Genomic DNA, 23,869 nt, shown 5'->3' with positions numbered 1-23,869 from the left:
GAGTTCCGCCAATTTCGCGCGAGTTCTCTTTTTGGTTCGGATGGTAGGTAATTTGCGCCAATTTTCAGACAAGCGATTTTCCAGAGCTCAAGAATTGTTCTGAACTTCACGCAAATTCCCACTAAATAAGCATGCAATCAGCCAAAAAGCTCTTCAATTCCAATGGGAATGGAACAATCCCATGCAGGCCAACCAGAGCAGTGACTGAGTGCCATACTGATCGCAATAACCATAATTGGTGCCAGAATCCCAATCACGGACAATCCAAGACCCCAATTCGCCTGTGTTCTGTGGGTAAATGATTTGCGACCAAACAGGGATAAAAGAAGACCAACAAGTGCGAATGGTGGACTGAAGAGATAGAGAAAATTGACAAAGAAAAAACTGACTGTGCCGAGGATATATCCGGCAGTAGCCAGTCCTGCGTATGGATCTGGTATGGGTTTCGGCTCACCAGCGTTTGCCCTGATCGATTGAAGGCTCATGTTCCAAAACAGTATCATTGCTGACATCCACATAGGCATAGCCACATAGGGAAAATAATGATTGGCACATGCACCAAACACGAGGAGTACAATAATAATTGTAAAAATGACGAGTCTTTGTCGTTTCATCGGCAATCTGACACCTCTTAAACACTCTGTTTGCGGATGTAATAGAGGGAATAGAAGTGCTACTCCTGTTCGTCGTATTATTCTTAAAAATGAATATAGCAGAACCATTCTGAATAAGCGAGCATTTTTTCTATATTCGAGAACTATCCGAAATTTCGCGCACATTACCAGCAGATTTCTTTCCGCAAAATGGCTATCGACGGGAATAGATATTATATGGTAGGCTTAGCCAGAACAATTTCGTTGTTCCCTGGCTGGTGAAAATGGGAGCGACGTTGGATAAAGGAAGGTAGACCATGTCCTCTGAGACCTATCATTGCTGGTACCCGGTACAGATCCGGTTTCGTGATTTAGATCCCCTGGCTCATGTGAATAATACCGTCTATTTTGTCTATCTGGAGGAGGCGCGCAGCTTCTATTTCGATCAGCTGCGGCCGTGGCGGCACGCCGATGAGACGCCGGCGCAGGCGGACAAGGAGGATGATGCGGCGGAGGGTGGCGAGGGAGAGCATAATCCGCGCATCAAGACGGGTCCGCGCGGCTATCACTATGGCATGCTGGTCAAGGAGAATACCTGTACGTATCTGTTGCCCCTGGTGCGCTCGGATCGGGCGGAGGTGGGAGTGAAGGTGGTGAAGATTGGACGCACAAGCTTTGTTATGGAGCATGAGATTCGCGATAGCACTGATCATAGCCGTGTGTTCGCCACCGGCCGCTCGGTGCTGGTGTGGTGCAACTATCATACCGGCCGACCGCATCCCCTGCCGGACTCGCTGCGCGCGGCCTTCGAGCAGTTCGAAGGGCTCTCCAGCGCGGCCACGACTGGCGGCGAGCAGGCATAAAAAGAAAAGACATGTGTACGTGCGGGGCTTGCCCCCGCTTACTTCCCCAAAAGGAAAGGTCTATGCGCATTGCTCTCATCTCTGATATCCATGGGAACGATGTGGCTCTAGAGGCTGTGTTGACAGCGCTCTCATCCCGCAATATCAACCAGGTGATCTGTCTTGGTGATGTCGCCTCGACGGGACCGCAACCCCGCGAGGTGATCAACCGGCTGCGGGCGCTTGCCTGTCCTGTAGTGATGGGGAATATGGATGTCTGGCTCTTGCAGCCCGAGCCAAAGGAGCAGCCCGATACGCGCAGGCAGCGCTGGCAGGAGATAGATCTGTGGTGCGCGGAGCAACTCTCAGCCGCTGATCGCGCCTACCTGCACTCGTTCCAGCCCGGCATCGAGTATCCTTTGCCCAATGGGAAAACGCTCGTTTGCTACCATGGATCGCCTCGGTCTTACAAGGAACACATCCTGCCCACGACGTCGGAAGAAGAGCTGGAGCAGGCATTGGCGGGTACGCGAGGCGAGCTCATGGTGGGAGGGCACACGCATATCCAGATGTTTCGCCGCTTCAAAGATCTGCTGGTGTTCAATCCGGGCAGCATCGGACTGGCGATGGATCGTGTCTCGCCTCCCGCTGACATTCGCCAGCCAGCCTTCGCCGAATATGCTGTCGTCGAGTGCGACGATAACTCCTTGCAGGTAGAGCTGCATCGCATCGCCTTTGACCTGCCGACCTTCATCCAGGTCATGCACGCCTCCGGGATGCCTCATGCCGCCTGGTGGGCCAACCACTGGACGCCCTCGTAGGATGGCGTGATCGGCTAGATCAGGCTATAGCTTCTGCTATATGCGGCCTCGCTCCGCGCCAGTTGCGCCAGTTTATCCGCGCTCTCCGGCGTGCAGGGCGTACACGTGACCAGCCTGAAGTCCGGGGCGTCCGGGGTGATTAAGGTGGTGCTCAGGACCTGCAGGCGTCCAACCTGCGGATGGTTGAACTCTTTCTGGTGGGTGGGGCTGCAGGATAGTTCGATGTCGTGCCGGGCCCACCAGCGGCGGAATTCGGGGCTGGCCTGCTTCAGATCGTCGATCAGCTGCTCATAGCGAGAATCGCCCGCGTGTTGATCGCTGATGGTGCGGAAGGTCATGATGGCGTGTCGGGCCGCCTCTTCCCAGCGCACATACAATGCGCGCTGCGAGGGATGGGTAAAGAGCTGCCAGACGACATTGCGATCCCTGCGCGCCCGCTGACCAAAATCTCCGAAGACGCGGGCGGCACTGGCGTTCCAGGCCACCACATCGAGATAGCGGTCCAGGATATAGGCCGGAGTATTCCCCAGCGCATCCATCACGGCCAGCAGATTGATGGGAGGCTGGTCGATGCTCTGCTGCTCTTCTTCGCCTCCAACCGGCACCATACCGCGCGCCAGCATGTAGAGATGGCGACGCTCGCTGTCATCAAGCCGCAAGATACGGCCCAGGCTTTCCAGCACCTGGTCCGAGACCGTAATGGGACGTCCCTGTTCAAGCCAGGTATACCAGGAGACGCCGATGCCGGCCAGCAGCGCCACCTCATCGCGGCGCAGACCAGGGGTACGCCTGCGACCCACCACGGGCAGTCCAAACTGCTGCGGGCTCAAGCGCGCGCGCCGCGTCTTCAAAAAATCAGCGAGCTGCGCCCGCCGCTGTGCCTCATCTATCATCATTGCGTCGCCGCCTTCTCCTAATGACTATAGGAATTATGCTGTTACTTTCACACCTATGATAACCACACTCCTGGTTATAACTCTTCCCCGGCTCCATAATTCTACCATATCAGGTTCCTACTCCTTTTTGAGGAGGAAAGGAAGAGTCACTGCTTATATGAAAGGATAGATAGCATGTCGAAGGTATGGATGATTACTGGTAGCTCACGTGGATTTGGTCGCAGCCTGGCTGAGGCCGTGCTGGCACAGGGAGATTGCCTGCTGGCCACGGCGCGCAGGCCCGAGCAGCTCAACGATCTCGTCGAGCGCTACCCGGACCGGGTCCGCACGATGGCGCTGGATGTCACCGACGCGGAGCAGGCACGCGCGGCCGTGGCGACGGCCGTTGAGAGCTTTGGCCGCCTGGATGTGGTCGTCAACAACGCCGGCTACGCCAACGTGGCGTCGATCGAAGAGGCATCCGAAGCGGATTGGCGCACGCAGATCGAAACGAATCTCTGGGGCGTCATCCATGTGACGCGCGCGGCCCTGCCGGTGCTGCGCAGGCAGCGCTCCGGTCACATCGTGCAGTTCTCCTCGGTCGGCGGCCGCACCGGCGTCCCCGGACTGGGCGCGTACCAGGTCGCGAAATGGGGCGTCGAAGGCTTCTCCGAGACGCTCACGCGCGAAGTGGCGCCGCTCGGCATCAAGGTCACGCTCATCGAGCCAGGAGGCTTCCGCACCGATTGGGCCGGCTCCTCCATGGACATCAGCGAACCAGGACCCGACTATCAGCAGACGATCGGGCAGATGGTAGAGTACCGGCGCACCCGCGGCGGACAGGAGCCGGGCGATCCCGCCAGGGCGGCTCAGGCCATCATCACCGCCGTCAACGAGCCCGAGCCGCCCTTCCGGCTCCTACTTGGCAAAGACGCCGTCTATCATGTACGGCAGATAGAGCAGGCCAATCTGGCCGAGATCGAGCGCTGGGAACACCTCAGCACCTCCACCGACTTTGCTGATGGCGCCATAAACCATGAGAATGACGAAGGCTACAAGACCATGCTCGATCAACTCGCCAGATAAAACGGCACAAAGCGATCTGCATAAACCGGCCGCATAAGTAATGTAGCCTGTGATCGCGAGGATCACAGGCTACATGGGGAGTCAGTCATTTTTTGAAGGGTCGTTTTGCTGGTTGCGTGCTTCTACGTCGAGCCAACCACGGACGAGCTTTGAAGCCCCATCCTTCTCGATACGGGCGCGCTCCTGTTTGGTGGAGAGGGACCAGTCGATCAGGCGATAGGAGCCGCCGAGGACCAGCGTCATGCCAGGAACACCAACGATTACAAACAGCAGGCGCCAGAGCAGGATGTTGTAACTCATCGCCAGCAAGCCAAAGATGATGGTCAGAGCGAAGCTGGCGATCATCACACCCAGCACGATGTAGTTCTGCTTATTGGGGACCGCCCCGGCCATAAAAAACAGGCGCTGCAACCTATTCATAAGTTGAATCCTTTCAACGCAGTCACATCAGGCATATTTAACCGTATTTCATAACATATCATATCACAAGAAAAGCGATACCGTAGGTTCGGGCCTCGCGCCCGATTTGTCCTCCCCATTCGATCTTGTATCAAAAACGCCCCCCCGTAGGTTCGGCCCTTGCGGCCGATTTCCCCTCCACGCATGACGATGTCCCTCAAACATGTAATGTTCAAAATTGACATTGAACGTTTTAACCGGCATTCATATATGGGGAGAGAAAATCGGCCGCAAGGGCCGAACCTACGGGGGGGCGTTTTCGGATGGGGAGCAGTGTCACAAATGGGTGCGTTATCTCGACTCGTGTTCAGGGGATGAGGAAAGAGGTTGGAGCATGGCTTCTCTGCCTTATCCCGTGTGTGGATGAAACAAGAAATGAGAAACGAGGACAGATAACGTATGGTGACGAATACAGATACTCTACATCCGGTGATCATTGTTGGCGGCGGCCTGGCGGGTTTGTCGGCGGCGGCTCTGCTGGCACGCGCGGGGCACGCGGTGACGCTGTTCGAGAAGGCGGGCGGCGCTGGTGGGCGCGCCCGCACCAGTCAGCAGAACGGCTTCTTCTTCAATCAGGGGGCGCATGCCTTCTATCCTCATGGACCCGGCGCGAAGGTGCTGCGCGAGCTGGGCGTCAGCTACAGCGGATCGCAGCCGGGAGGTCCCGGTTTCTTCGTGCTTGCCGACGACAGGCTCTATACGGCTCCGGTGAAGGCTACAACCTTGCTGACGACGCGCCTGCTGCCGTGGGCGGCTAAAATGGAGCTGTTAAACCTGCTTGTGCGCTTACAAGGAATGAAGTACGAGGAGATCAGAGATATCAGCCTGGGAGACTGGCTTGAGCGGCGGGTGAAGCACGAGCAGACGCGCCGCTTCGTGCTGGCGACGATGCGCCTGGCGACTTATAGCAACGCGCCCGAGCTGCTTTCAGCGGGGATGTTGCAGTTCCTGCTGCATACGCAGGTTCTGTACCTGGACGGTGGCTGGCAGACTCTGGTAGACAGTCTGGAGCAGAAGGCTCGGGAGTTGGGCGTGCGCATCGTCACCGGGGCACGGGTGCAGGCGATCGAGGTCGCGGATGATGGATATAGGGCGCGGATGGCGGATGGCACGAGCTACGAGGCGGGCGCGGTACTGCTGGCGACCGATCCGAAGACGGCCAGCGCCCTGGTGATGGATGGAAAGCACGAGGAGCTACGCCGCTGGTCTGAGCAGGCCCTGCCGGTCCGCGCCGCCTGCCTCGACCTCGCCCTGCGCCGTCTTCCACGGCCGGGGAACACCTATACCCTGGACCTGGATCGGCCGCTCTACTATTCGGCGCATTCCACCTGGGCCCGGCTGGCTCCAGAGGGGGGCGCGCTGGTCCATACTATGAAATACCTGCGACCCGGCGAGACCACAGATCCGGAAACGACGCGGCGGGAGTTGGAGGATCAGATGGATCGCCTGCAGCCCGGCTGGCGCGCGGAGGTCGTGCAGCAATACTTCCTGCCACACATGATCGTCTCCAACGCCATGGTCCAGGCCCACCTCGGTGGCCTGGCAGGACGGCCGGGGCCGGCGGTTCCTGGTCTGCCCAACCTGTATGTCGCCGGCGACTGGGTCGGTCCGGAAGGGGGATTGTCGGACGCCAGCTTCGCCAGCGCTAGCAACGCGGTCCGGTTGATCACAACTCATGCCGCCGGGCGCCAGGACAGCACTATGGCCGGATCGCTGGGCGTCATATAATATGCTAGAAAAGAAGATCGGTGATACTATTATGTGGCCCGCCGCCAGAGGTCAGGACAGGGACGGGCCATATAATAGCCAGAGGGACGTTTTATTCATGGACAACACATCATACGCGCAACAGGAAAAGATCTTCCAGCAGTATAGGTCGCTCCTCTTTTCCATCGCCTATCGCATGCTGGGCAGCGTGATGGATGCCGAGGACTGCGTGCAGGAGGCATTCCTGCAATGGTATGCGCGTGAGCCGAAGGAGGAGATAGAAAATCCCAAAGCCTACCTCTGCACGCTGGTGACGCGCCGCTGCATCGATCGGCTCCGTTCCGCACAGGCGCAGCGCGAGACGTACACCGGTCTCTGGCTGCCGGAGCCGCTGATCGAGACTAAAACCACAGATCCATCAACCCTCTCGGAGCTGGGCGAGTCCCTCTCCATGGCCTTTCTGCTGCTGCTGGAACGCCTGTCGCCAATCGAGCGGGCGGTCTTCCTGCTGCGCCAGGTCTTCGACTATGACTACGCGGAGATCGCGGAGATCGTGGGCAAGAGCGCGGAGAACTGCCGCCAGGTCATGCACCGGGCGCGCAGACATCTACCCACCGACGACAAGCTGGCTCAGGCGCCCTCTCATGAGCAGCAGCAACAGGTCTTCGCGCAGTTCCTGCAGGCATACCTCAACGGCGATATGGACGGACTGCTGCACACACTGTCAGACGAGATCGTGCTCAACGCCGACGGCGGCGGCAAAGTCAGGGCCGCGCTCAATCCGCTGTATGGGTCAGAACGCGTGGCACGCTACCTGCTCGGCCTGCAGCAGAAGGTGTGGCAGCATGTCAAGGCGACGATACAGCCGACGCTGATCAATGGTCAGCCGGGCCTGGTCGCCTATCTGCAGGAGAGACCTGATGACAGATGGTCCCCCATCCTGCTGGATCAGGAGCAGTGGTATCAACAGGCGGCAGACAAAGGTCTGGCCGTCCTCGCCATGGTGTTCTCGTGCAGCGACAGCCAGGTGCGCGAGATCGACATCATCGTCAATCCCGAAAAGCTGCGCCACATCCCGCCCCTCGTTCCAAAGCGGGAGCAAGCCCCTTAATATCATGCAAAACAAGAAAATATCGCAGTACGTGCGGGGCTTGCCCCCGCTTTGCTTACCCCCGCTTTGCTTGCCCCCCAAAAGGAAAGGTTCCTTGAGAGCGACCAGATACGGTTGCCTGCGATGCATCGCATCATGCTCGTTGCTTTTGCGAGCGGCGAGGAAGCAAAGCGGGGGCAAGCCCCGCACGTACTTTTGTCTCTTTTCTTGTTGCTTGCTCTCAAGTTGAACATACACGAGAGGCTATATCGTGAAGGTACGGGGTCACTGCGCAAGCCGGGGCGAGCCCGGCACCTACGATGACGACAACGACGATTGTTGTTTGTAATGGTCGATGGCCTGCTGCATGAAGGCCCACTCTTCGGGGCTATAGCTGTAGGCGCTGATGGGTCGCTCGTGCTCGGGCAGCTGTTCGTGGTTCTTCCACCATTGCTGGAGGCCGGCGCACACCTCGGCGTCGCCACGTGTAAACTGGCCGATCAGATCCTGCTGCTGGCGCGCCAGGGCCTGTCCCTCGGGTCCGGTGGGATCGGCCCCCTCGGCCAGCAGGCGCCGCAGCTCGCTGAAGACCGCGTCCCACTGCTGGTTGGCGCGCTGCTGATCTTCCTCGGTCCAGCTCTTGCTCCACTCGGCGATCTTTGCCGCTGCTTCTTGACTATAGGAATTCCGAGAGAGCTCGGACATCTTCTGCTGCTGTTCGGGGGTCAGGTACTTGTTGACCCAATCTTTGTTGCTCTGTTCCATCTGCATCACCTGGATCACATCGACGAGGGCATCCCAACCGGCGGGAGCCTCCTCCAGCAGCGTCTCGGCCTTCTCGATGGCCTGGATGATTGTTTCCAGCTGCCTGCGCTTCTCGCGCATCATGGCCTTCTGCGCGGCCAGCGTCTCTCGCAGCCGCCGTGGGTCCTCCTGCAGGCACGCCTTGATCTCATCGAGGGAGAAGCCGAGAAACTTCAGGGACAGGATCTGCTGCAGGTTGACCAGGTCATCATCCGAGTAGAGCCTGTGGCCCGCTTCTGTGTGCTGCGAGGGCGAGAGCAGGCCCACCTTGTCATAGAAGCGCAGCGTACGCGCGGTTACCGCGGCCCTCTGCGCGAACTGACTGGTGCTATAGCGCCGCCGCTGCTGTGAGTGTTGATCCAAATGCTACCTCCTTTCAACCACGAGTATAGGGTATGACGTTACGTCATACGCAAGCCCTTTATCCCCTAATTTTTGGGCGCAACAAAAAACAGGATGCCACGTTCCATGGTGCATCCACTTCCTTTTTCTCTCTCAGAGATCACCTCAAATAATCGCACAATTTCATCACTATGTCATGCGTGTGTTTATGACAGAAATCGGCCTCAAAGGCCAATACGTTCAACTTTAGGGCAAGCAACAGGAAAAACAACCACAGTACGTGCGGGGCTTGCCCCCGCTTGTTTCCTCGCCGCTCGCAAAAGCAACCAACAGGGTGCGGTGCATCCCATGCAACCGTCCTTGATCGCTTTGAGGAGGCCTTTCCTTTTGGGACGCAAAGAAGCGGGGGCAAGTCCCGCACGTACTATGGTTGTTTCTCGTTTTGCATAATTTTACATTGAGTGTATTGGCCGCCAGGGCCGAACCTACGCTGGGCTGCCTGTGAGCCGGGTAATATCGATGGCTGCGGCCATCCGTCGATAGCCTTCATCATTGGGATGGATACCATCTCCGCTGTCGCATTCCTGGCGGATAATGGCCTCGTTATCAGCGGACGCCAGGGGCGCGGCCAGATCAAAGATGGCATCAAACCACTGGTTCCCCTGCTCGCGCAGCCAGGTATTGACCAGCTGGCGTTGCGCCACTTGCTCAGGTGGATAGCCACCAGGCAGAATCGTCGTGCCAAACACGCGTTGATAGGTCTGTCGAGCCTGCCTTGCCACCTGCTGGAATGTCTCAATCAGCGTTGCTCCTGCCACCCCAAAACGCAGATCATTCGAGCCGATATGGAGAATCAGGTCCGTTGCCCCTGCTTGCGCGAGCACGTCCCAGGCCAGCCGTGTGCGTCCCGCTTCTCCGAACAAGAACGGCGGGATGCCAGCTTCCCCGGCGTCCAGGATCTCGGAAGAGGTGAGCTGGTTGCCACCAAGGCCGGCATTCAAGACCGACATAAGGCGTGTCCCCCCGGCATCTCGCAGGCGGCGCGCCAGGTAATCCGGCCAGCGCCGGTTGGCATTCAGTGTTGAGCCAGTCCCATCGGTGGTGGAAGAGCCAAAGGTCACGACGGCATTGAGTGGAGCGGATGGGACCACGTCAATGCCTGTAATCAGCCACCAGGACGTGGTCTGCAAAGGATAGACCAGAAACGTGGTTTCCGCCGGGGCGGCAGACACGTCAGAGGTTCCTGAGACATATGAGGTCTGTTGCGCCCCCATGTGACCCGTCAGGCATTCTCCCTCGGCCACAAAAAAGGTGATGGCCAGATCGCTAAACGCTTCCACCCGTAAGGTTACTGGATCACTCACCACATCCTGACCTGGCGCCAGGGTGACACTCTCCTGCCCCGCGAACCGCACGGCCTGCGTTCCTGAGGAAAGGACCGGACCCTGAAGGACCGGTCCGACAGAAAGAGATGAGAGTGTCACTGGCGCATCTCCATATCGATTGGACAGCCGCAGGCGAAGCTGTGTTCCACCCGCGTGCAGGTGGACAATCTGCCGCAGGGTACGGCCGCTCAAGCTGGCTGATAACATGCGGGAGGGCGCCGCATACCAGGCCCCCACCCAATTCACCTGGCCCGAGGTTGCTCTATTCGTCATACAGAGCGTCATCCTTTCACAAAATCATTCTTCTTCAATATAAATACTCTACCACGCTCCTTCCATAACCTCGTGTTCAGGCGCTGAGGATGATCTTGGCGACACCGCCCTTTTCAGCGATCCCCTGAGCTTCGGCGGCATCAGCAAGCGGCATGATACGCTCAATGGGAATCGTCAACTTGCCGTCGCGTACCGCCTCTGCATAGCGCAAGATCTGCGCAGCGATGGTCGCGGGATCGCCTTGCCCAAAGACGATATTGACGTGGACGGTAGGATAAAGCGCGGCGTTCTGCGGATTCTGTTTGGGGAAACACCCATACGTGCCACCTTCCTTGACCCTGGCTAGCAACCTGTCAGCGATTTTCCCACCAACGGTATCGGCGACGCAATCGAGTGGAGCGAGCTTATCAATCTCTGCGTCATCATCGATGGCGATGGCCTCGCTCACGCCGGGAAGTTGCCGGGCTTCGTCAAGTCGCTTGCCGCGAACGCCAGCGATGACCCGGGCTCCGATCTGCGCTGCCGCGAAGACCGCTGAGCGGCCGACAGAGCCTAACGCCCCGGTGATGAGGGCGGTCTGACCGGGTTGGACGTTGGCGCCAAGCCGTATCAGCGTATCACCTGTGACGGTGACCAGTGGCAGCGCGGTCGCGGTAGTCATCTCCAGACCAGTAGGAATCTTGACGAGATTGCTGGCTTTGACAACACAGAGTTCGGCGTAGGTATGCAGAGCCATCGCCATAACGCGGTCGCCGATCTTGAAACTGGTGACGCCCCCGCCTACCTCGACAACGGTGCCAGCAAGGTCGCAGCCGGGGATATAGGGGAACGCTATCGGAATGATGTCCTTGACCGCGCCCGCGCGTACCAACCAATCAGCAGGGTTGATGCTGGTGGCCGAGACGCGCACAAGCACCTCTCCTGTAGCTGGTTTGGGATCTTCAACGTCTTCATAGGTGAGATTCGACGCGGGGCCGTACTCGTGGAGAACAATTGCCTTCATGCTTTTCCTCGATTTCTTGAGCACTGTTCATGAGCGAACAGACGTCTGGTATTCTACGATGAGCCCATGTACTTCATCTATCAGGAGTGTATAATAGGGAACAGGTTTTAACGAGATACGAGTTTATTCAGGAACTAACAGTTCCTGTTTCCGGTCACAGCACTGAGTGGAGTAGGCTTCATGGCTATGAATCAGTTGGAGTTGGATCGTCATCACGAATTAGCCGCGTTCCTGCGCAATCGTCGCGCGCGCATCTTGCCAGAACAGGTGGGATTACCGCGAGGGACGCGCAGGCGTACACCGGGCTTGCGGAGGGCGGAAGTAGCCCTGCTCGCCGGAGTCACCCCCGAGTGGTACAGCAGGCTTGAACAGGGACGAGATATTCACGTCTCCGTACAATTGTTAGAAAGTCTGGCAAGCGTCCTACAACTGGATGCCGATGAACGCACTCACCTATTTTTCCTGGCGCTCAGACAGCCACCTCCCGTCGAGACGTTTGCGCCAATGCCGATCAACCCGAGCATTCAACAATTTCTCCAGCAGCTTGGAGCAACCCCTGCGTGTGTGATTGACGCTCGCTTGAATATAGTGGAGGGGAATACCGCCTTTCGCGTCGTCTTTGGTGACTGCTCCACGCAGTCTGAGCGAGCGCGCAACATGATCTGGAGACTATTCACGCCTCCTGTGTTGCAGGAAGAGAACGAGGAATGGGAGAAATTAGCGCGAGTATTCCTGGCACAATTTCGCGCTGGCTATGGTCGTTTCATCAACGATCCCTGGTGGAGCGTCCAGATCGCGGAGCTCTCTCGGATCAGTCCAGCATTTCGGGAATTATGGAGCCGTCACGATGTGCTCAACAGGCCGGAAGGATGGAAGTCCATACATCATCCGCTGGTAGGAGAACTGACCCTTGATTTTTTCTTGCTCCAGCCGGTCGATTCCAGTGATCTGCGTCTCCTGATCTACTCGCCTCGCAGCAATTCTGGGACCGCCGAGAAAATCGAGCGGCTCCTCTCCTGTGAGTAATCGAGGGCATTGAGGATGGACAGCATCATTCTCATCTGGCTCTGATAGGGACTATCATTGACCTTTTTCTCAGTGGATGACGAACAGATATAGCATTTCTGGGCAGCGAGAGCGCCGATGACCGAATTTACCTGGAGCTGACAGAATAACATCCTTGTATCGTCGTATATTCGGCGTTCTGGAGAGAACGCTGGAAAGAAAGAAATCCACATGAGAAAGATCATTGCAGTCGAGTTTATGACTCTTGATGGCTTCGTTTCAGGTCCTGGCCTTGAGATGGATTGGGTGGAAAAGATCTACACGGATGAAATCGCGCAAGCATTGGGTGAAGGCCAACAGTCGATAGACACCTTTTTATTGGGGCGGGTCACCTATCACGGCGTGGTTAGTTACTGGCCAGAGAAGACAAAGGCGGAGGAACCGTTCTTAGCTGACCATATCAATCCGAAACCCAAACTGGTCTTTTCTAAAACACTGGAAAGCGCTCCCTGGGGCTCCTATAATAATGCAAGCGTGGTCAAAGAGCATGCTGTGGAAGAGGTGCAAAAACTCAAACAGCTGCCTGGCAGGGATATGATGATTATTGGAAGTGCCAGCCTTGTTCAGAGTTTTGCGAAGGCTGGCCTCATTGATGAATATGTTCTGTATGTCCATCCCGTTTTTGTCGGCAGTGGAGCACCATTACTCAAGGAGAAGGTCAACCTCAAACAGATAGAAACAAAGACGTTTGGTAACGGCGTCGTAAGATTGACCTACCAGCCTATTTGAAAAAGTGATGAAAAATAACGGGTGAAAGAAAGGGTGTCCGTCATTTTCTGCGGACACCCCTTTCTTTCACCCGTTCATGAGTGCAGTCCTCTGCGCAAACTGACTGGTAGTATAGCGCCGCTTCAAGGGGCAAAGTGCTGGCTGGTCCATGCTCTGGCGGTCGCTAACCAGAGGGGAGCCGTCTTATGCAGGTTAATATCATGGCCTGCTTCAGGAATGGCTGCCACCTGCAGTTGGGCCTTAGGTGAATAAAATGGTGCTTCGGCCCGCTGAATTGTGGCCGCACTGGTGCAGTCTGTCGCGGCAAGGCCACAAAACAAAGCATCTTTCTGCCCGACCGCCACAAGCACGGGCACGTCGATCTGTAACGAAATCCCGTCTGCAATTGGTATTGCGAAGCTGGCGAACTCTCCGGGTGTTGCGGTCTCCTTCGTCGCCTCATCGATCTGCAGAACATTGGGATCGGTGCCGGGCACGTAATAAAAGTCCTTTCCTCGTGTTCCTGGTTCCGTTGTCAGGTAGCCTGCATAATTCACATTGAGCAATTGATACGCGAAACGTTGATCTAGAGTTGCAGGGTAAAGTGTGGCCACGACTCCAGCAAGGGTTGTCGCATTAAGGTGATGCAGCAGCCCTGTAATGATGACTCCATCAACGTCATGGTAGGTGCCCGCTTCTATCCAGCAGGTGACTGAGCCGAGAGAATGACCGACCAACAGTACCCGATTAAACGAATGGTTGCCGATGTTTCCGTTGCGTAAGGCATGAACTACCTGATGGACGACATAGGCATTGGTACCCATAGAGACGGTTAACAGGCCAATGGGTGGATGCGAACTTCTCCCTGTGCCAATGCGGTCGATGTTAAAGGTGCTGTATCCCGCGGCGGTGAGAGCCTGGACGTAGGAATAGTTCTGGGGCTGGTAAGGAAAGTTCCAATAAATATGTCCGTAGGTTCCACCTGGGACGAGTAATTGGACAGTGTGGCTCGGACCACCAGCAGGATTGCAGAGCTCGCCATAGATAGTAACGGGAGTAGACAGGATATTGTCAAGCGTAACCGGTACATTGAATGACTGGCACGTCCCTGCCTGTGTGGCCGCGTGTGCCGAACGCGGCCCCAGAGCCGTGCCAGATAGCATAAGTATTACCAACAGAAAGAGAAGTACAGCACGCTGATGAAGTGCCATAAAAAAACTCCTTTATGTTGCTAGCATTTATTTATATTGCCGGGCGGGTAGAGCTTCTAGGATAGAGTAACAAACTCCGGAGTTGTTCCCCACACCGACAGTAAATACCACCTGCCACAAAAATCCGGTTGTTGCATCTCGGTGAGCATACGCTGATACAGGGATGTGAGCTCTTCCGCAGATTTCGGATTTGCCCGCTGCAGCAGAGGCAATGCTCCATCAAAGACAACTTCTGCATTCTTATAGAAGTTACTCCAGGCCTCGGCGTCACTGGAAAAATTGACCGAGTGGGCCTGGGAGTGAATGTGGGTATAGCCAGCCTGGGAAAATAAGCGTTCGAGCATTGGTGTAATACCAAGTGTCGCTCCATGGGGAGAAAATCCATATCCTGCGTTGTGCATGGTCTGAAATAGAAGCGTATTCAATTGATCGAATGCCGGGCTGTTGGTAACGCCACCGTTATCGGTTTCCGTAATGCGCAGTATCCCTCCTGGCCGTAGGATGCGCCGGCATTCCTGCAGAAGCTGCATCCATACATCCCTATGTAGAAATGAGCTGAGCAAGCGCCCATTGACCAGGTCAAACGAATGGTCAGAAAAATCGAGGGTCTGTGTCGTATCCATGACACCAAAGGAGACATTTCGAATGCCTTGTGAGCTTGCTCTTGCATTTGCATAAGCAACCATCGTCTGGCTGATATCGATGCCGATTACTTCCATATCTGGATAATTGAAAGCCATATCAAGAGCCCAGCCACCAGGCCCACAGGCGATATCGAGCACTTTTGCTTCATCTGGCAGGTCGATCAGTTCATTCAAGAAGTCGCCCATGTTCTTTGTGGTCATGTTATCAAGCTCAATCAAGCGAGCCATTTCAGCCACACTTTCAGGATCGAGAATGTACGTATTGGCGCTATCGGAGTGCATTGGAGGATCAGAAGACATAGGATTTTCTCTCCTTTCGCATATTTATATGACTATTTGCTTAGTATACGTTCTTTCTATCCTATTATCAATATATGTTTGATTAATCTCGCTTATCTTCATATATTTTTTATGGCTAATTTTATTGCTATTTATATACATTGAACTTTTTATAGGATGCATGCATACATTATTCATAGACAAACCATTGCTTATAAGAGGAAGAGAGCAGGAATATCGAAAAAAACCATAAAGCCATCCCGATCAGCGGATGGTGACTCTTTATGCTTCAGGGTTGATGGGGAAGGGAAATCGGGCGCAAGGCCCGCCGACGAATCTACGGCGGCGGGCCTTGGCGTGCGTGGAGGGGAAATCGGACGCAAGGCCCGAATCTATGGATGGGTGGCGGCGAAGCGGATGATGGCGTCGACGGCCTGGCGGTAGCTGCCGCTGCTGCGTACGGTCTGCTGCATGGCCTCGACGTTGGCGCGGATGGTGGCGTCACCGCTGACGCGCTCGACGGCCTGCCGCAGCACGGCTACACTGAGCTCGTCGGTCTTGAGGGCGGTGCCCAGTCCCAGATCGTTGACGCGCTGACCGGTCATAAACTGCTCGGGCTGCTGCGGCACTACGATCAGGGGGACGCCGTAGAACAGGCTCTCCATGGTGCTATTCATGCCGCCGTGGGTGATGAAGACGTTGGTCTGCTGCAATACCTCCAGCTGGGGCAAGTAGGAGGCGACCTGGAAGTTGGCCGGTACGGGTCCCAGCGCGGACAGGTCCAGGCGCGAGCCGTGGGCCATCACGACGTGCCAGGGCTGGTCGGCGAAGGCCTCGAAGCAGAGGCGGAAGAAGTCCGGTCGGTTGTTCATGACGGTGCCCAGCGAGATGTAGAGGACGGGCTGGCCCTCGGCGCGCTTGAGCTCGAACGCCGGCGCATCCTGGCGCATAAAGATAGAGGGGCCAACAAAGAGGAAGCGCTTGTCGTCCATGACGTCCCCGCCGGGCTGAAAGGCACGCGGGATAAAGCAGATGTTCAGCTCCTCGTGATGGGTCCAGATATCCATCGGACGCATAGAGGGGAGATCATAGCGGGCGCTCAGCGCGTCCAACTGCTCCTGCAGGGCGGCCATTTCGGGACCGGAGGCCTGCGCCCGCGCCAGGGGTCCACGGCTCATCATCTCTTTCGAGGGCACATAGCTGGGACGCAGATTAATGGCCGGGATACCCAGGATCTGGGCGGCCATGTAGCCGGCGGGACACATAAAATCATAGATAATACAGTCCGGCCGCTCGACGCGCAACCGCTCCAAGACCTGCGGCAGGATGATGGTACTTGTGCGCAGCAGCATACCCAGCAGATGGGATATGTTGATGTTCTTAGGACTGGCCGTCAGACCCTGCGGCGGACGCATCTCGTCCATCTGGTAGGGCTGGAACGTAGCGCCGGTAGACTCAATCGTAGCGCGGAACGCTTCGGTCAGATAGTAGCTCACCTGCTCGCCGCGCTCGACAAGCTCGTGCGCCACGGCCAGCGTTGGATTAACGTGTCCATACGCGGGAACATTCAAAAAAGCATACTTCGTCATTATTTATTGTCCTTTATGCACGGGCATCTGGCAGGGATGGGTCGGCTCGGATTCGGAAGCGGGATGGATGGCGGCCACCAGATCCTCCAGCAGGTTAATAAGCTGGTGGGACTTCTCTTCGCCCAGCGCCTGCAAACCGTTGAGCAGCGGCCCCTGCTCATCCTGGCGCGTCACCTGCGCCAGCAGGGCGCCGCCCGCCTCGGTCACCGATAGCGGCGTGCGCCGCCGATCCTGCGGGTCGCGGTCGCGCTGCACCAGCCCTTTACGCACCAGCACCTCGACCGTCGGCGCCAGCGTCGAGGGATCGAGTCCCATGGCGCGGCTCAACTCGCCCAGCGTCAGCGTGTGTCCGCTGACATTCATCAGCGCCAGAAACTGGTGCGGCGACAGGTCGGAGCCCGCCTCGCTCAGGTGCTGCATCAGCTCCTGGCGCGCCGTCTTCATCACCGTCCCGCACAGCCTGCGCAAAGCATCCGCCGAAGCAACATTTCTCTCCATCATACCCATGCCTCAAACTTTCAACCTTAATTGGCAGCACAAATCATTTGCCATCCAAATTATATATCATTGCAAGCCCTCATGACAAATTATGGCATAAAAACACAAAACGTCACCTTGTCTTTTGGCAAAATTTGAATGGTACCCGATTCTCATAGGGAGCTTTCGGATAGAGAGAGTTAAGTGTATAATAATAGGGTAGCATTCTGCACCCTGGATATTTAGAAGTGCGTATTGCTTGGATACGCGTTTCTCACCGCGTGGTATCATTTTTCTGCCCTGATAGAATCTGGCGCAGAAGGCGATGAGAGCCAGGATGATCACGGTGCGACCAGAAAAGTGGCTATTTTGCGACCACTTTACCATTTCTTTACAATTACAGTGATCATTTTTGATCTTTTTCGCCTTAAAATATTAGTACATGTCAGTATTTTAATTTGCCTACGAAAGACGGACAAGCATGAGTAAGACACAACCTCGGAGCGTCAAGCAGGATCGCGCCGGGAAACAACAACGCCGCGAAGCAGAGCGGCTGCGCCAGCTCAAAGCCAGGCGTAGAAACAAGATGATCATTACCGGCTCGATCGTACTGGTGGTCGTCATCGTTGGCGCCTTTATCTGGTTCGCCAACCATCCCCTCGGCGGCACAACCGCCAGTAGCTCCAGTAGCCAGGCCAGCAGCAGTTCTAGCTCAGGCCCTTATGCTCCGTTGAATGGTATATCCTGCGACACACAGGAGCAGCTTGCCTATCATATTCACGCCCATCTATCTATTTATATCGATGGGAAGCCGGTGGCTCTGCCACAGGGGATAGGCATTGCCAGCGATCAGTCCTGTATCTACTGGCTGCATACGCATGACACCAGCGGCGTGATCCACATCGAGTCACCAACGCAGAAAGACTATACGCTGGGGCAATTCACCCAGTTGTGGAGCCAGCGCTTCTCGACCCTGCAGTATCCCTATCAGCTCGATAAGGGTGATGGCTGGCAGGTTTATGTTGATGGCAAGCCGTACAGCGGCGATTTCCACAACATCGTGCTGAAGGCGCATACGCTGGTCACGCTGGCCTATAACTCTCCCGACGCCAAACCCGACACCACCTACGCCTGGCAAGGGTTGTAGGCATAATTCCCATGTGATGGGAATTATGCGGTGGCTGTTGATGACTCGGGCGCTGACGCGCCCGAGTCTTTTTTATTTTGGAGAAATGTGGATGCTGCGCTTGACGCGCAGCATCCACATTTCTCCAAAATTGATTGATGAGGATTGCGCGTTCCTCATTTCCATTTGATTGATGGAGATTGCGCCCCGCATTTCCCAGTTGATTGATGGAGATTGCGCCCCGCATTTCCCAGTTGATTGATGGAGATTGCGCCCCGCATTTCCCAGTTGATTGATGAGGATTGCGCGCGGCGCCCACATTTCGCAAAATTTGATTGATGGAGATTGCGCGCAGCACCCGCATTTCCCAGTTGATTGATGGAGGTTGTGGGGCACCCGTATTTCTCCAAATTTGATTCCCGTATTTCTCCAAATTTGATTAATGAGGATTGCGCGGCACCCGCATTTTTCCATTGAATGGAGATGATTGATCTGGTATGCTTGAGCATGTGGTGTAATTGATGTACATATAAATTATGAGATAGAGGGAGGTCGCGTCCATGGTAGGCAGGCGTGTGGTGACGACGATGTGTCCGATGAATTGTGTTCCAACTCAGTGTGGGATGAAGGTGGAGGTGGCACCGGAGGAGAATAGAGTTATTTCGGTGAAGGGGGATACAGAGAATCCAGATAGCCGGGGCTTTTTGTGCGTGCGGGGCCGGGCGGCAAAGGAGATTTTTGAGAATCCGAAGCGACTGCTCCAGCCGATGCGGCGGGTGGGAGAGCGGGGCGAGGATCGCTGGGAGCCGTGTTCGTGGGATGAGGCGTATGCGCTGATCGTGGAGTCGATTCGGCAGACGCGGCCGGAGCGGGTGGGGCTGTGGCGCGGCCACGGCGTCGGGACGTCGGGTCCGCTGGCGGGAGCGCTGCTGACGCGCTTTGGGATGCTCGGCGGCTTCCAGAACTGGAATACGTCGATCGTGTGCTGGGCGATGGGCGGCTATGGCCTGGGCCTGACGGGGGCGCTCAAGACCCATACCAAGGAGGATATGGCGGCGAACTCGCAGACGATCGTGCTGTGGGGCGCGACCCTGGCCAGTCAGCCGGACCTGGGTCCGCAGCTGGTGGCGGCGCGCAAGCGCGGGGCCTACGTGGTCCAGATCGATACGCGGCGCACGGAGGTCTCCAGCCAGGCCGACGAGGTGATTCTGCTGCGGCCGGGCAGCGACGCGGCCCTGGCCCTGGCCCTGGCGCACGTGATCATCGAGGAGGGGCTGCACGACCAGGAGTTCGTCGAGCGGCATACGCTGGGCTTTGAGGCGTTCGCCGACCATGTGCGGCAGTATACGCCGGAGTGGGCCAGCGAGATCACCAGCATCGAGCCGGAACGCATCCGCGAGTTGGCGCGTCGCTACGCCACAGCGAAGCCGGCGATGATCGTGCTCGGAGGCAGTTCCATCTTCAAGCATCAGCACGGCTGGGAGCCGGCCCGCGCCATCCCCTGCCTGCCCGCCCTGACCGGGCAATTCGGCATCGCCGGCGGCGGCCTGGGACAGCGCCACGGCGCCTCACCGGAGAGCGTAGGGCTGGCCAACGTGCAGGCAGATATCAAGCAGAAACTGCCGGCCGAGCAGGCGATCCCCAGCCACATGACGAGCATCGCCGAGGCGCTGGTCAACGGGCAGCTCGACGTCCTGCTGCTGATGGGCAGCAACATGCTCTCATCGTTCTCCGATAGCAACGACGTGGCGCGCGGACTGGAGCGCACGCGGCTGATCGTCTCCTACGACCTGTTCATGAACGAGACCTCGCGGCGCTACGCCGACCTGGTACTGCCCGGCACCGCCTGGCTGGAGACGATCGGCATGAAGCAGACGGGCACGCACATCTACCTGATGGAGCAGGCGCTGCAGCCCGAGGGCGAGTGCCGTCCCCTGACCACCGTCCTGCGCCAGCTGGGCGAGCAGCTCGGCATCGACAACATCTATCCCTGGAAGAACGACGAGGAGATCCTCAACACCGTGCTGGCCGCGCAGAAGACCGAGGATGGACGGCCCCTGACGGTCGAGGAGATGCGCCGCCGTGGTGGCTACTGGCCCAAGAACGGCCTGTCGCACATCGCCTACCAGGACCACCAGTTCCACACGCCATCGCAGAAGATCGAGTTCTGGAGCGAACGAGCCCAGGAGGTGGGCCTGCCTCCCCTGCCGACGTATACGGCGCCGGCGGGCGCGCAATATCCCCTGCGCTTCAGCCAGGGACGCACGCTGACGGCCTTCCACTCCTTCTTCGACGAGGGACAGGCCCTGCCAACGCTGGCGCGCGTCAATCCAGCGCCCGAACTATGGATCAATCCACAAGATGCCAGAGAGCGCCAGATCGAGAGCGGCACGACCGTCGTCATCAGCAACCAGCGCGGCCAGTTCACGGCACAGGCCAACGTCACCACCGACGTCATCCCCGGCGCCGTCTGGATGCGCGACGGCTGGTCCGGCGTCAACCGCGTCACCAGCGGCGCCCCGGTGATCCCGCTGAACGCCAACGACATCGTCCCCAACATCCCCGGCGGCCAGGCCGCCTACGACGCCTGGGTCGAGGTCGTCCCATCGTAGGTGCCGGGCTTGCCCCGGCTTCGGGCTTGCCCCCGCTTGCTTGTCCCCCAAGCGGAAAGCTTATTCAAAGCGACCAGGAACGGTTGCATGCGGTGCATCGCATTCTGCTTGCTGCTTTTTCGAGCGGCGAGCAGGGAAGCGGGGCAAGCCCCGCACGTACTGCTTCTCTTTCTCTTTGTACATTCTCTTACGTTGAACGTATCGGGGCTTGCCCCCGCTTACCCACCAAAGACGATGTCGTTCCCTGCGAACGCCGCATCAACGCTAAAGCTCGCCATCCATTGACCAGATCGCCTCAAGCATCAGGTGATTATTGTCAAAGAAGACCATGCTGCGCAGGTGGCCGAGGTCGCTGATCTCGCTCATGCGCGCATCGTGCTGGCGCAGGCGTTCACGCAACGCCTGCGCGGCCATCTCGTTGGGCAGGCTGAAAGCTATATGAAAAACAGTACCTGCCATGATGGTCGCAGGTCGCTGCCACTCCAGAGACTCTGGTAGAGGCGGTAGCTGGGCGCCCGGCATCTCCCAGAAGTGCAGCCCCTGCGCCGGGGTCGCGCCCGGCTTGATAAAGCAATGACGGGTCTTCCCGCCACGGGCCTCGTAGATCTCGCCCGCCTGCATGCCGAGCACGTCGCGGTAGAAATGGATCGTCTCATCAAGGTCGTGCGTCGCCAGCGCCGGATGGTCAATGCCCTGCCATGGAATGGGTTGCGTGGATGTTGTCATCTCTTTGGTTCTCCTCATAAAACATGGTGATGTGCCGCACATCGGCCGCAAGGGCCGAACACGGAGCGAGTTCGCGTTGTATGTGCGACAGGATGTTGTGTATATCGTTTTGTGTCGCCTATACTGAGTATGCAGCAAGCGATGACATGTCACAAGCAACAAACGCGATGATCTGTCGCACCTGCGACACAGGAGGGAAAAATGACGCATCCAGACAACAATCTGCGCGCGCGGCGCACGCATAAGCTGCTGCGGGAGGCTCTGGTTGAACTGCTGAATGAGCAACACTTTGAGAGCATTACGGTCGGTGAGCTGGCGCGGCGGGCCATGATCAATCGCGCCACCTTCTATCGTCACTACCTGGACAAATACGACCTGGTGGAGAAGATCTTCGAGGAGGCGGCTCAGGAGCTCAATCTCACTATCGGCCCGCCGCGTGTGGGCCTTGATCATATCGATGGCGAGCAGCCGCCCGACGCGTGGGTTGCCTTCTTTGAGCACGTGGCGCGGCACAGGCGGCTGTACGGGGCGCTGCTGGGCAAGAACGGCTCGACGTGGTTCGCGACGCGCATGCGCGAATACACGATGGCAGTCATGGAGGAGCGTGAACGGCTGCGCACCCGCCTGCCAGGCGTGCAGAAGGGACAGGAAGCGATGCCACGCGAGGTGGCGCTGGCCTTTAGCGCCAACCTGCTGATCAGCACGCTGACATGGTGGCTGGAGAGCGAAGCATCCTATACTCCACGCGAGATGGCCACCTGGTTTCGCCGCTTCCTCTTCTCCGGCTATCCCCACGCGCTGGGCTTCAAAGAATGAATGGCATGTGCCTGATGGCGGAAATTGGCTCTGGCATCCGGAGGACAGGTCTTGTAGGATAGAGTTCTTCATCTATCCACGATGGCCGGGAGCAGGCTGTAGTTAGCGTAGCTGCCCGGATAGCGAAACAGATAAGAGAGGGAGAAATGCCAAAGGATTATAGCCCCGAGAAGACGCCGGCCAATCAGCAGCGCCGCCCACAGAACGCCCGTGATGATGAGTGGACAAGGGACTTTCTGCTGCGGGGGCAGGTGGCCTATGTCGCCACCCACTGGGATGAGCAACCGTTTATCAATCCCACCATGTACTGGTACGATCCAGACCAGCACAGAATCTTTTTCCACTCCAATCGCAAAGGCCGGATGCGCGCCAACAGCGAACGGCACCAGCAGGTCTGCCTGGCGGTCAGCGAGTTCGGCCGCCTACTGCCCTCGAATATCGCGCTCGAATTCTCGATCCAGTACGCCAGCGTGATCGTGTATGGCCGCCTGCAGATCCTTGAGGATAGCGATGAGAGGCGCTACGCCCTCGACGGCCTGATCCACAAGTATTTTCCCCAGTTCTCCCCTGGTCGTGAGTATCGGCCGATCACCGACACAGAGCTCCTGCGCACCTCGGTCTACGCCATCGCGATCGACAGCTGGAGCGGCAAAGAGAACTGGGCCGACCAGGCCGGCCAGAGCGACGACTGGCCTCGGTTGCCAGAAGATCTCTTGAACGAGAATAGAGATTGAGGTAATTGTCAGGCACAAGGAATTCGGGCATGCTTGTAAAGAAGATATCTGCTTTTCCTTCTATTTAGAGAGTCTATGGATGTATAGGGGAGCGTCTCAGGCGTAGGGGACGCTCGCGATAGGGATTCGTGCACTTCACCACATAGCTTAGAAGTGTGAGCCTCGCACCTTGCTTGGCGTGATGCGCAGAGCCACCGCATACTCTGCCGCGAACTGTTCCGGCGAGCCAAACTTGCTGGTCATCCAGTGCTGATATTTCGCCAGATACTGCGGATGTTGGTCGGCGGGAACTTCATCTGGACTGATGTCGGCATGGGCAGTGAACACGATGATGCCAGAGCCGGTCCCATAGCCATCAAAATGCAGCGCTACCTGCGGATTGCGGCGCACAACATCCAGGCGTCTGGCATTCGCCAGGCTATAGACCAGGAAATTGGATGCCGCCTCATCCCACCAGAACCAGACCGGTGTCGGTTGAGGCACCCCACGCATATCCACAGTGGTAAGCCATATGAGATATTCTTCATGCACGCGCCAGCGGACGCTCTGTCCAAAGATCGTGCTGTCATCTGGAAATTGAAAGGTCATGCTCGAAAATCCTT

23 protein-coding genes are annotated in these 23,869 nt (G+C 57.3%); 11 read left to right on the top strand and 12 right to left on the bottom strand.

The features are described 5' to 3' along the window. Positions 1-137: 137 nt before the first annotated feature. A complete protein-coding gene (locus AABA21_RS35780; RefSeq protein ID WP_338257599.1) occupies positions 138-614 on the bottom strand; it encodes a hypothetical protein in 477 nt (158 codons plus the stop codon). Between the two features lie 296 nt (positions 615-910). Between AABA21_RS35780 and AABA21_RS35775 the strand changes: the two genes are divergently transcribed. Further along, positions 911-1,456: an acyl-CoA thioesterase gene (locus AABA21_RS35775; protein WP_338257598.1), complete on the top strand. Its 546-nt coding sequence runs from the start codon at positions 911-913 to the stop codon at positions 1,454-1,456. 62 nt (positions 1,457-1,518) lie between these two features. Then, a complete protein-coding gene (locus AABA21_RS35770; RefSeq protein WP_338257597.1) occupies positions 1,519-2,256 on the top strand; it encodes a metallophosphoesterase family protein in 738 nt (245 codons plus the stop codon). Positions 2,257-2,270: 14 nt separating this feature from the next. On the opposite strand, the gene AABA21_RS35765 is transcribed toward AABA21_RS35770, so the two are convergent. Further along, positions 2,271-3,152, bottom strand: coding sequence for a helix-turn-helix transcriptional regulator (locus tag AABA21_RS35765; RefSeq protein WP_338257596.1), 882 nt, complete (start codon positions 3,150-3,152; stop codon positions 2,271-2,273). A 174-nt stretch (positions 3,153-3,326) separates the two neighbouring features. Between AABA21_RS35765 and AABA21_RS35760 the strand changes: the two genes are divergently transcribed. Next, positions 3,327-4,217, top strand: coding sequence for an oxidoreductase (locus AABA21_RS35760; RefSeq protein ID WP_338257594.1), 891 nt, complete (start codon positions 3,327-3,329; stop codon positions 4,215-4,217). 81 nt (positions 4,218-4,298) lie between these two features. On the opposite strand, the gene AABA21_RS35755 is transcribed toward AABA21_RS35760, so the two are convergent. Next, a complete protein-coding gene (locus tag AABA21_RS35755) occupies positions 4,299-4,637 on the bottom strand; it encodes a hypothetical protein (RefSeq protein WP_338257593.1) in 339 nt (112 codons plus the stop codon). A 438-nt stretch (positions 4,638-5,075) separates the two neighbouring features. Between AABA21_RS35755 and AABA21_RS35750 the strand changes: the two genes are divergently transcribed. Beyond that, positions 5,076-6,404, top strand: coding sequence for a phytoene desaturase family protein (locus AABA21_RS35750; RefSeq protein ID WP_338257592.1), 1,329 nt, complete (start codon positions 5,076-5,078; stop codon positions 6,402-6,404). 97 nt (positions 6,405-6,501) lie between these two features. Further along, positions 6,502-7,494, top strand: a complete 993-nt coding sequence (locus tag AABA21_RS35745; RefSeq protein WP_338257591.1) for an RNA polymerase sigma-70 factor — start codon at positions 6,502-6,504, stop codon at positions 7,492-7,494. A 294-nt stretch (positions 7,495-7,788) separates the two neighbouring features. Here AABA21_RS35745 and AABA21_RS35740 read toward each other — a convergent pair whose 3' ends face one another. The 3 genes from AABA21_RS35740 to AABA21_RS35730 form a co-directional block, all read right to left on the bottom strand. Further along, positions 7,789-8,640 (bottom strand): MerR family transcriptional regulator, encoded by an 852-nt coding sequence (locus tag AABA21_RS35740; RefSeq protein ID WP_338257590.1) that lies wholly within the window; start codon positions 8,638-8,640, stop codon positions 7,789-7,791. Between the two features lie 464 nt (positions 8,641-9,104). After that, the gene (locus tag AABA21_RS35735) at positions 9,105-10,277 is read right to left on the bottom strand and encodes a GDSL-type esterase/lipase family protein (RefSeq protein ID WP_338257589.1); all 1,173 of its coding nucleotides are present in this window, start codon (positions 10,275-10,277) and stop codon (positions 9,105-9,107) included. Between the two features lie 76 nt (positions 10,278-10,353). Next, positions 10,354-11,280: an NADP-dependent oxidoreductase gene (locus AABA21_RS35730; RefSeq protein WP_338257588.1), complete on the bottom strand. Its 927-nt coding sequence runs from the start codon at positions 11,278-11,280 to the stop codon at positions 10,354-10,356. 180 nt (positions 11,281-11,460) lie between these two features. Between AABA21_RS35730 and AABA21_RS35725 the strand changes: the two genes are divergently transcribed. Both AABA21_RS35725 and AABA21_RS35720 read left to right on the top strand, forming a co-directional pair. Continuing rightward, positions 11,461-12,306 (top strand): helix-turn-helix transcriptional regulator, encoded by an 846-nt coding sequence (locus tag AABA21_RS35725; RefSeq protein WP_338257586.1) that lies wholly within the window; start codon positions 11,461-11,463, stop codon positions 12,304-12,306. Positions 12,307-12,516: 210 nt separating this feature from the next. After that, positions 12,517-13,074 carry a dihydrofolate reductase family protein gene (locus AABA21_RS35720; protein WP_338257583.1) on the top strand — a complete coding sequence of 186 codons (558 nt, stop codon included), beginning with the start codon at positions 12,517-12,519 and terminating at the stop codon, positions 13,072-13,074. Positions 13,075-13,196: 122 nt separating this feature from the next. On the opposite strand, the gene AABA21_RS35715 is transcribed toward AABA21_RS35720, so the two are convergent. From AABA21_RS35715 to AABA21_RS35700, 4 genes are all read right to left on the bottom strand, one after another. Continuing rightward, the gene (locus AABA21_RS35715; protein WP_338257581.1) at positions 13,197-14,264 is read right to left on the bottom strand and encodes an alpha/beta hydrolase; all 1,068 of its coding nucleotides are present in this window, start codon (positions 14,262-14,264) and stop codon (positions 13,197-13,199) included. 56 nt (positions 14,265-14,320) lie between these two features. After that, positions 14,321-15,208, bottom strand: coding sequence for a class I SAM-dependent methyltransferase (locus tag AABA21_RS35710; RefSeq protein ID WP_338257580.1), 888 nt, complete (start codon positions 15,206-15,208; stop codon positions 14,321-14,323). A 371-nt stretch (positions 15,209-15,579) separates the two neighbouring features. Continuing rightward, the gene (locus AABA21_RS35705) at positions 15,580-16,776 is read right to left on the bottom strand and encodes a macrolide family glycosyltransferase (protein WP_338257579.1); all 1,197 of its coding nucleotides are present in this window, start codon (positions 16,774-16,776) and stop codon (positions 15,580-15,582) included. A 3-nt stretch (positions 16,777-16,779) separates the two neighbouring features. Beyond that, positions 16,780-17,277, bottom strand: coding sequence for a MarR family winged helix-turn-helix transcriptional regulator (locus tag AABA21_RS35700; protein WP_338257578.1), 498 nt, complete (start codon positions 17,275-17,277; stop codon positions 16,780-16,782). A gap of 457 nt (positions 17,278-17,734) precedes the next feature. On the opposite strand from AABA21_RS35700, the gene AABA21_RS35695 reads away from it, so the two are divergent. Then, complete coding sequence (locus tag AABA21_RS35695) at positions 17,735-18,400, top strand: hypothetical protein (protein WP_338257576.1); 666 nt, start codon at positions 17,735-17,737, stop codon at positions 18,398-18,400. A 539-nt stretch (positions 18,401-18,939) separates the two neighbouring features. Beyond that, positions 18,940-20,991, top strand: a complete 2,052-nt coding sequence (locus AABA21_RS35690) for a molybdopterin-containing oxidoreductase family protein (RefSeq protein ID WP_338257574.1) — start codon at positions 18,940-18,942, stop codon at positions 20,989-20,991. A 264-nt stretch (positions 20,992-21,255) separates the two neighbouring features. Here the strand turns inward: AABA21_RS35690 and AABA21_RS35685 are convergent, their stop codons facing one another. Then, positions 21,256-21,717, bottom strand: a complete 462-nt coding sequence (locus AABA21_RS35685) for a VOC family protein (protein ID WP_338257573.1) — start codon at positions 21,715-21,717, stop codon at positions 21,256-21,258. Positions 21,718-21,918: 201 nt separating this feature from the next. Here AABA21_RS35685 and AABA21_RS35680 point away from each other — a divergent pair, with 201 nt between their 5' ends. Next, positions 21,919-22,533, top strand: coding sequence for a TetR/AcrR family transcriptional regulator (locus AABA21_RS35680; protein WP_338257572.1), 615 nt, complete (start codon positions 21,919-21,921; stop codon positions 22,531-22,533). A gap of 146 nt (positions 22,534-22,679) precedes the next feature. Further along, positions 22,680-23,267, top strand: coding sequence for a pyridoxamine 5'-phosphate oxidase family protein (locus tag AABA21_RS35675; RefSeq protein ID WP_338257571.1), 588 nt, complete (start codon positions 22,680-22,682; stop codon positions 23,265-23,267). Positions 23,268-23,414: 147 nt separating this feature from the next. Here the strand turns inward: AABA21_RS35675 and AABA21_RS35670 are convergent, their stop codons facing one another. After that, complete coding sequence (locus AABA21_RS35670; protein ID WP_338257569.1) at positions 23,415-23,855, bottom strand: TIGR03667 family PPOX class F420-dependent oxidoreductase; 441 nt, start codon at positions 23,853-23,855, stop codon at positions 23,415-23,417. Positions 23,856-23,869: the final 14 nt, after the last annotated feature.

This window comes from Dictyobacter halimunensis (assembly GCF_036245075.1).
The sequence above is the reverse complement of the archived record's forward strand: the minus strand, read 5'-3'. Positions and strand labels throughout refer to the sequence as shown.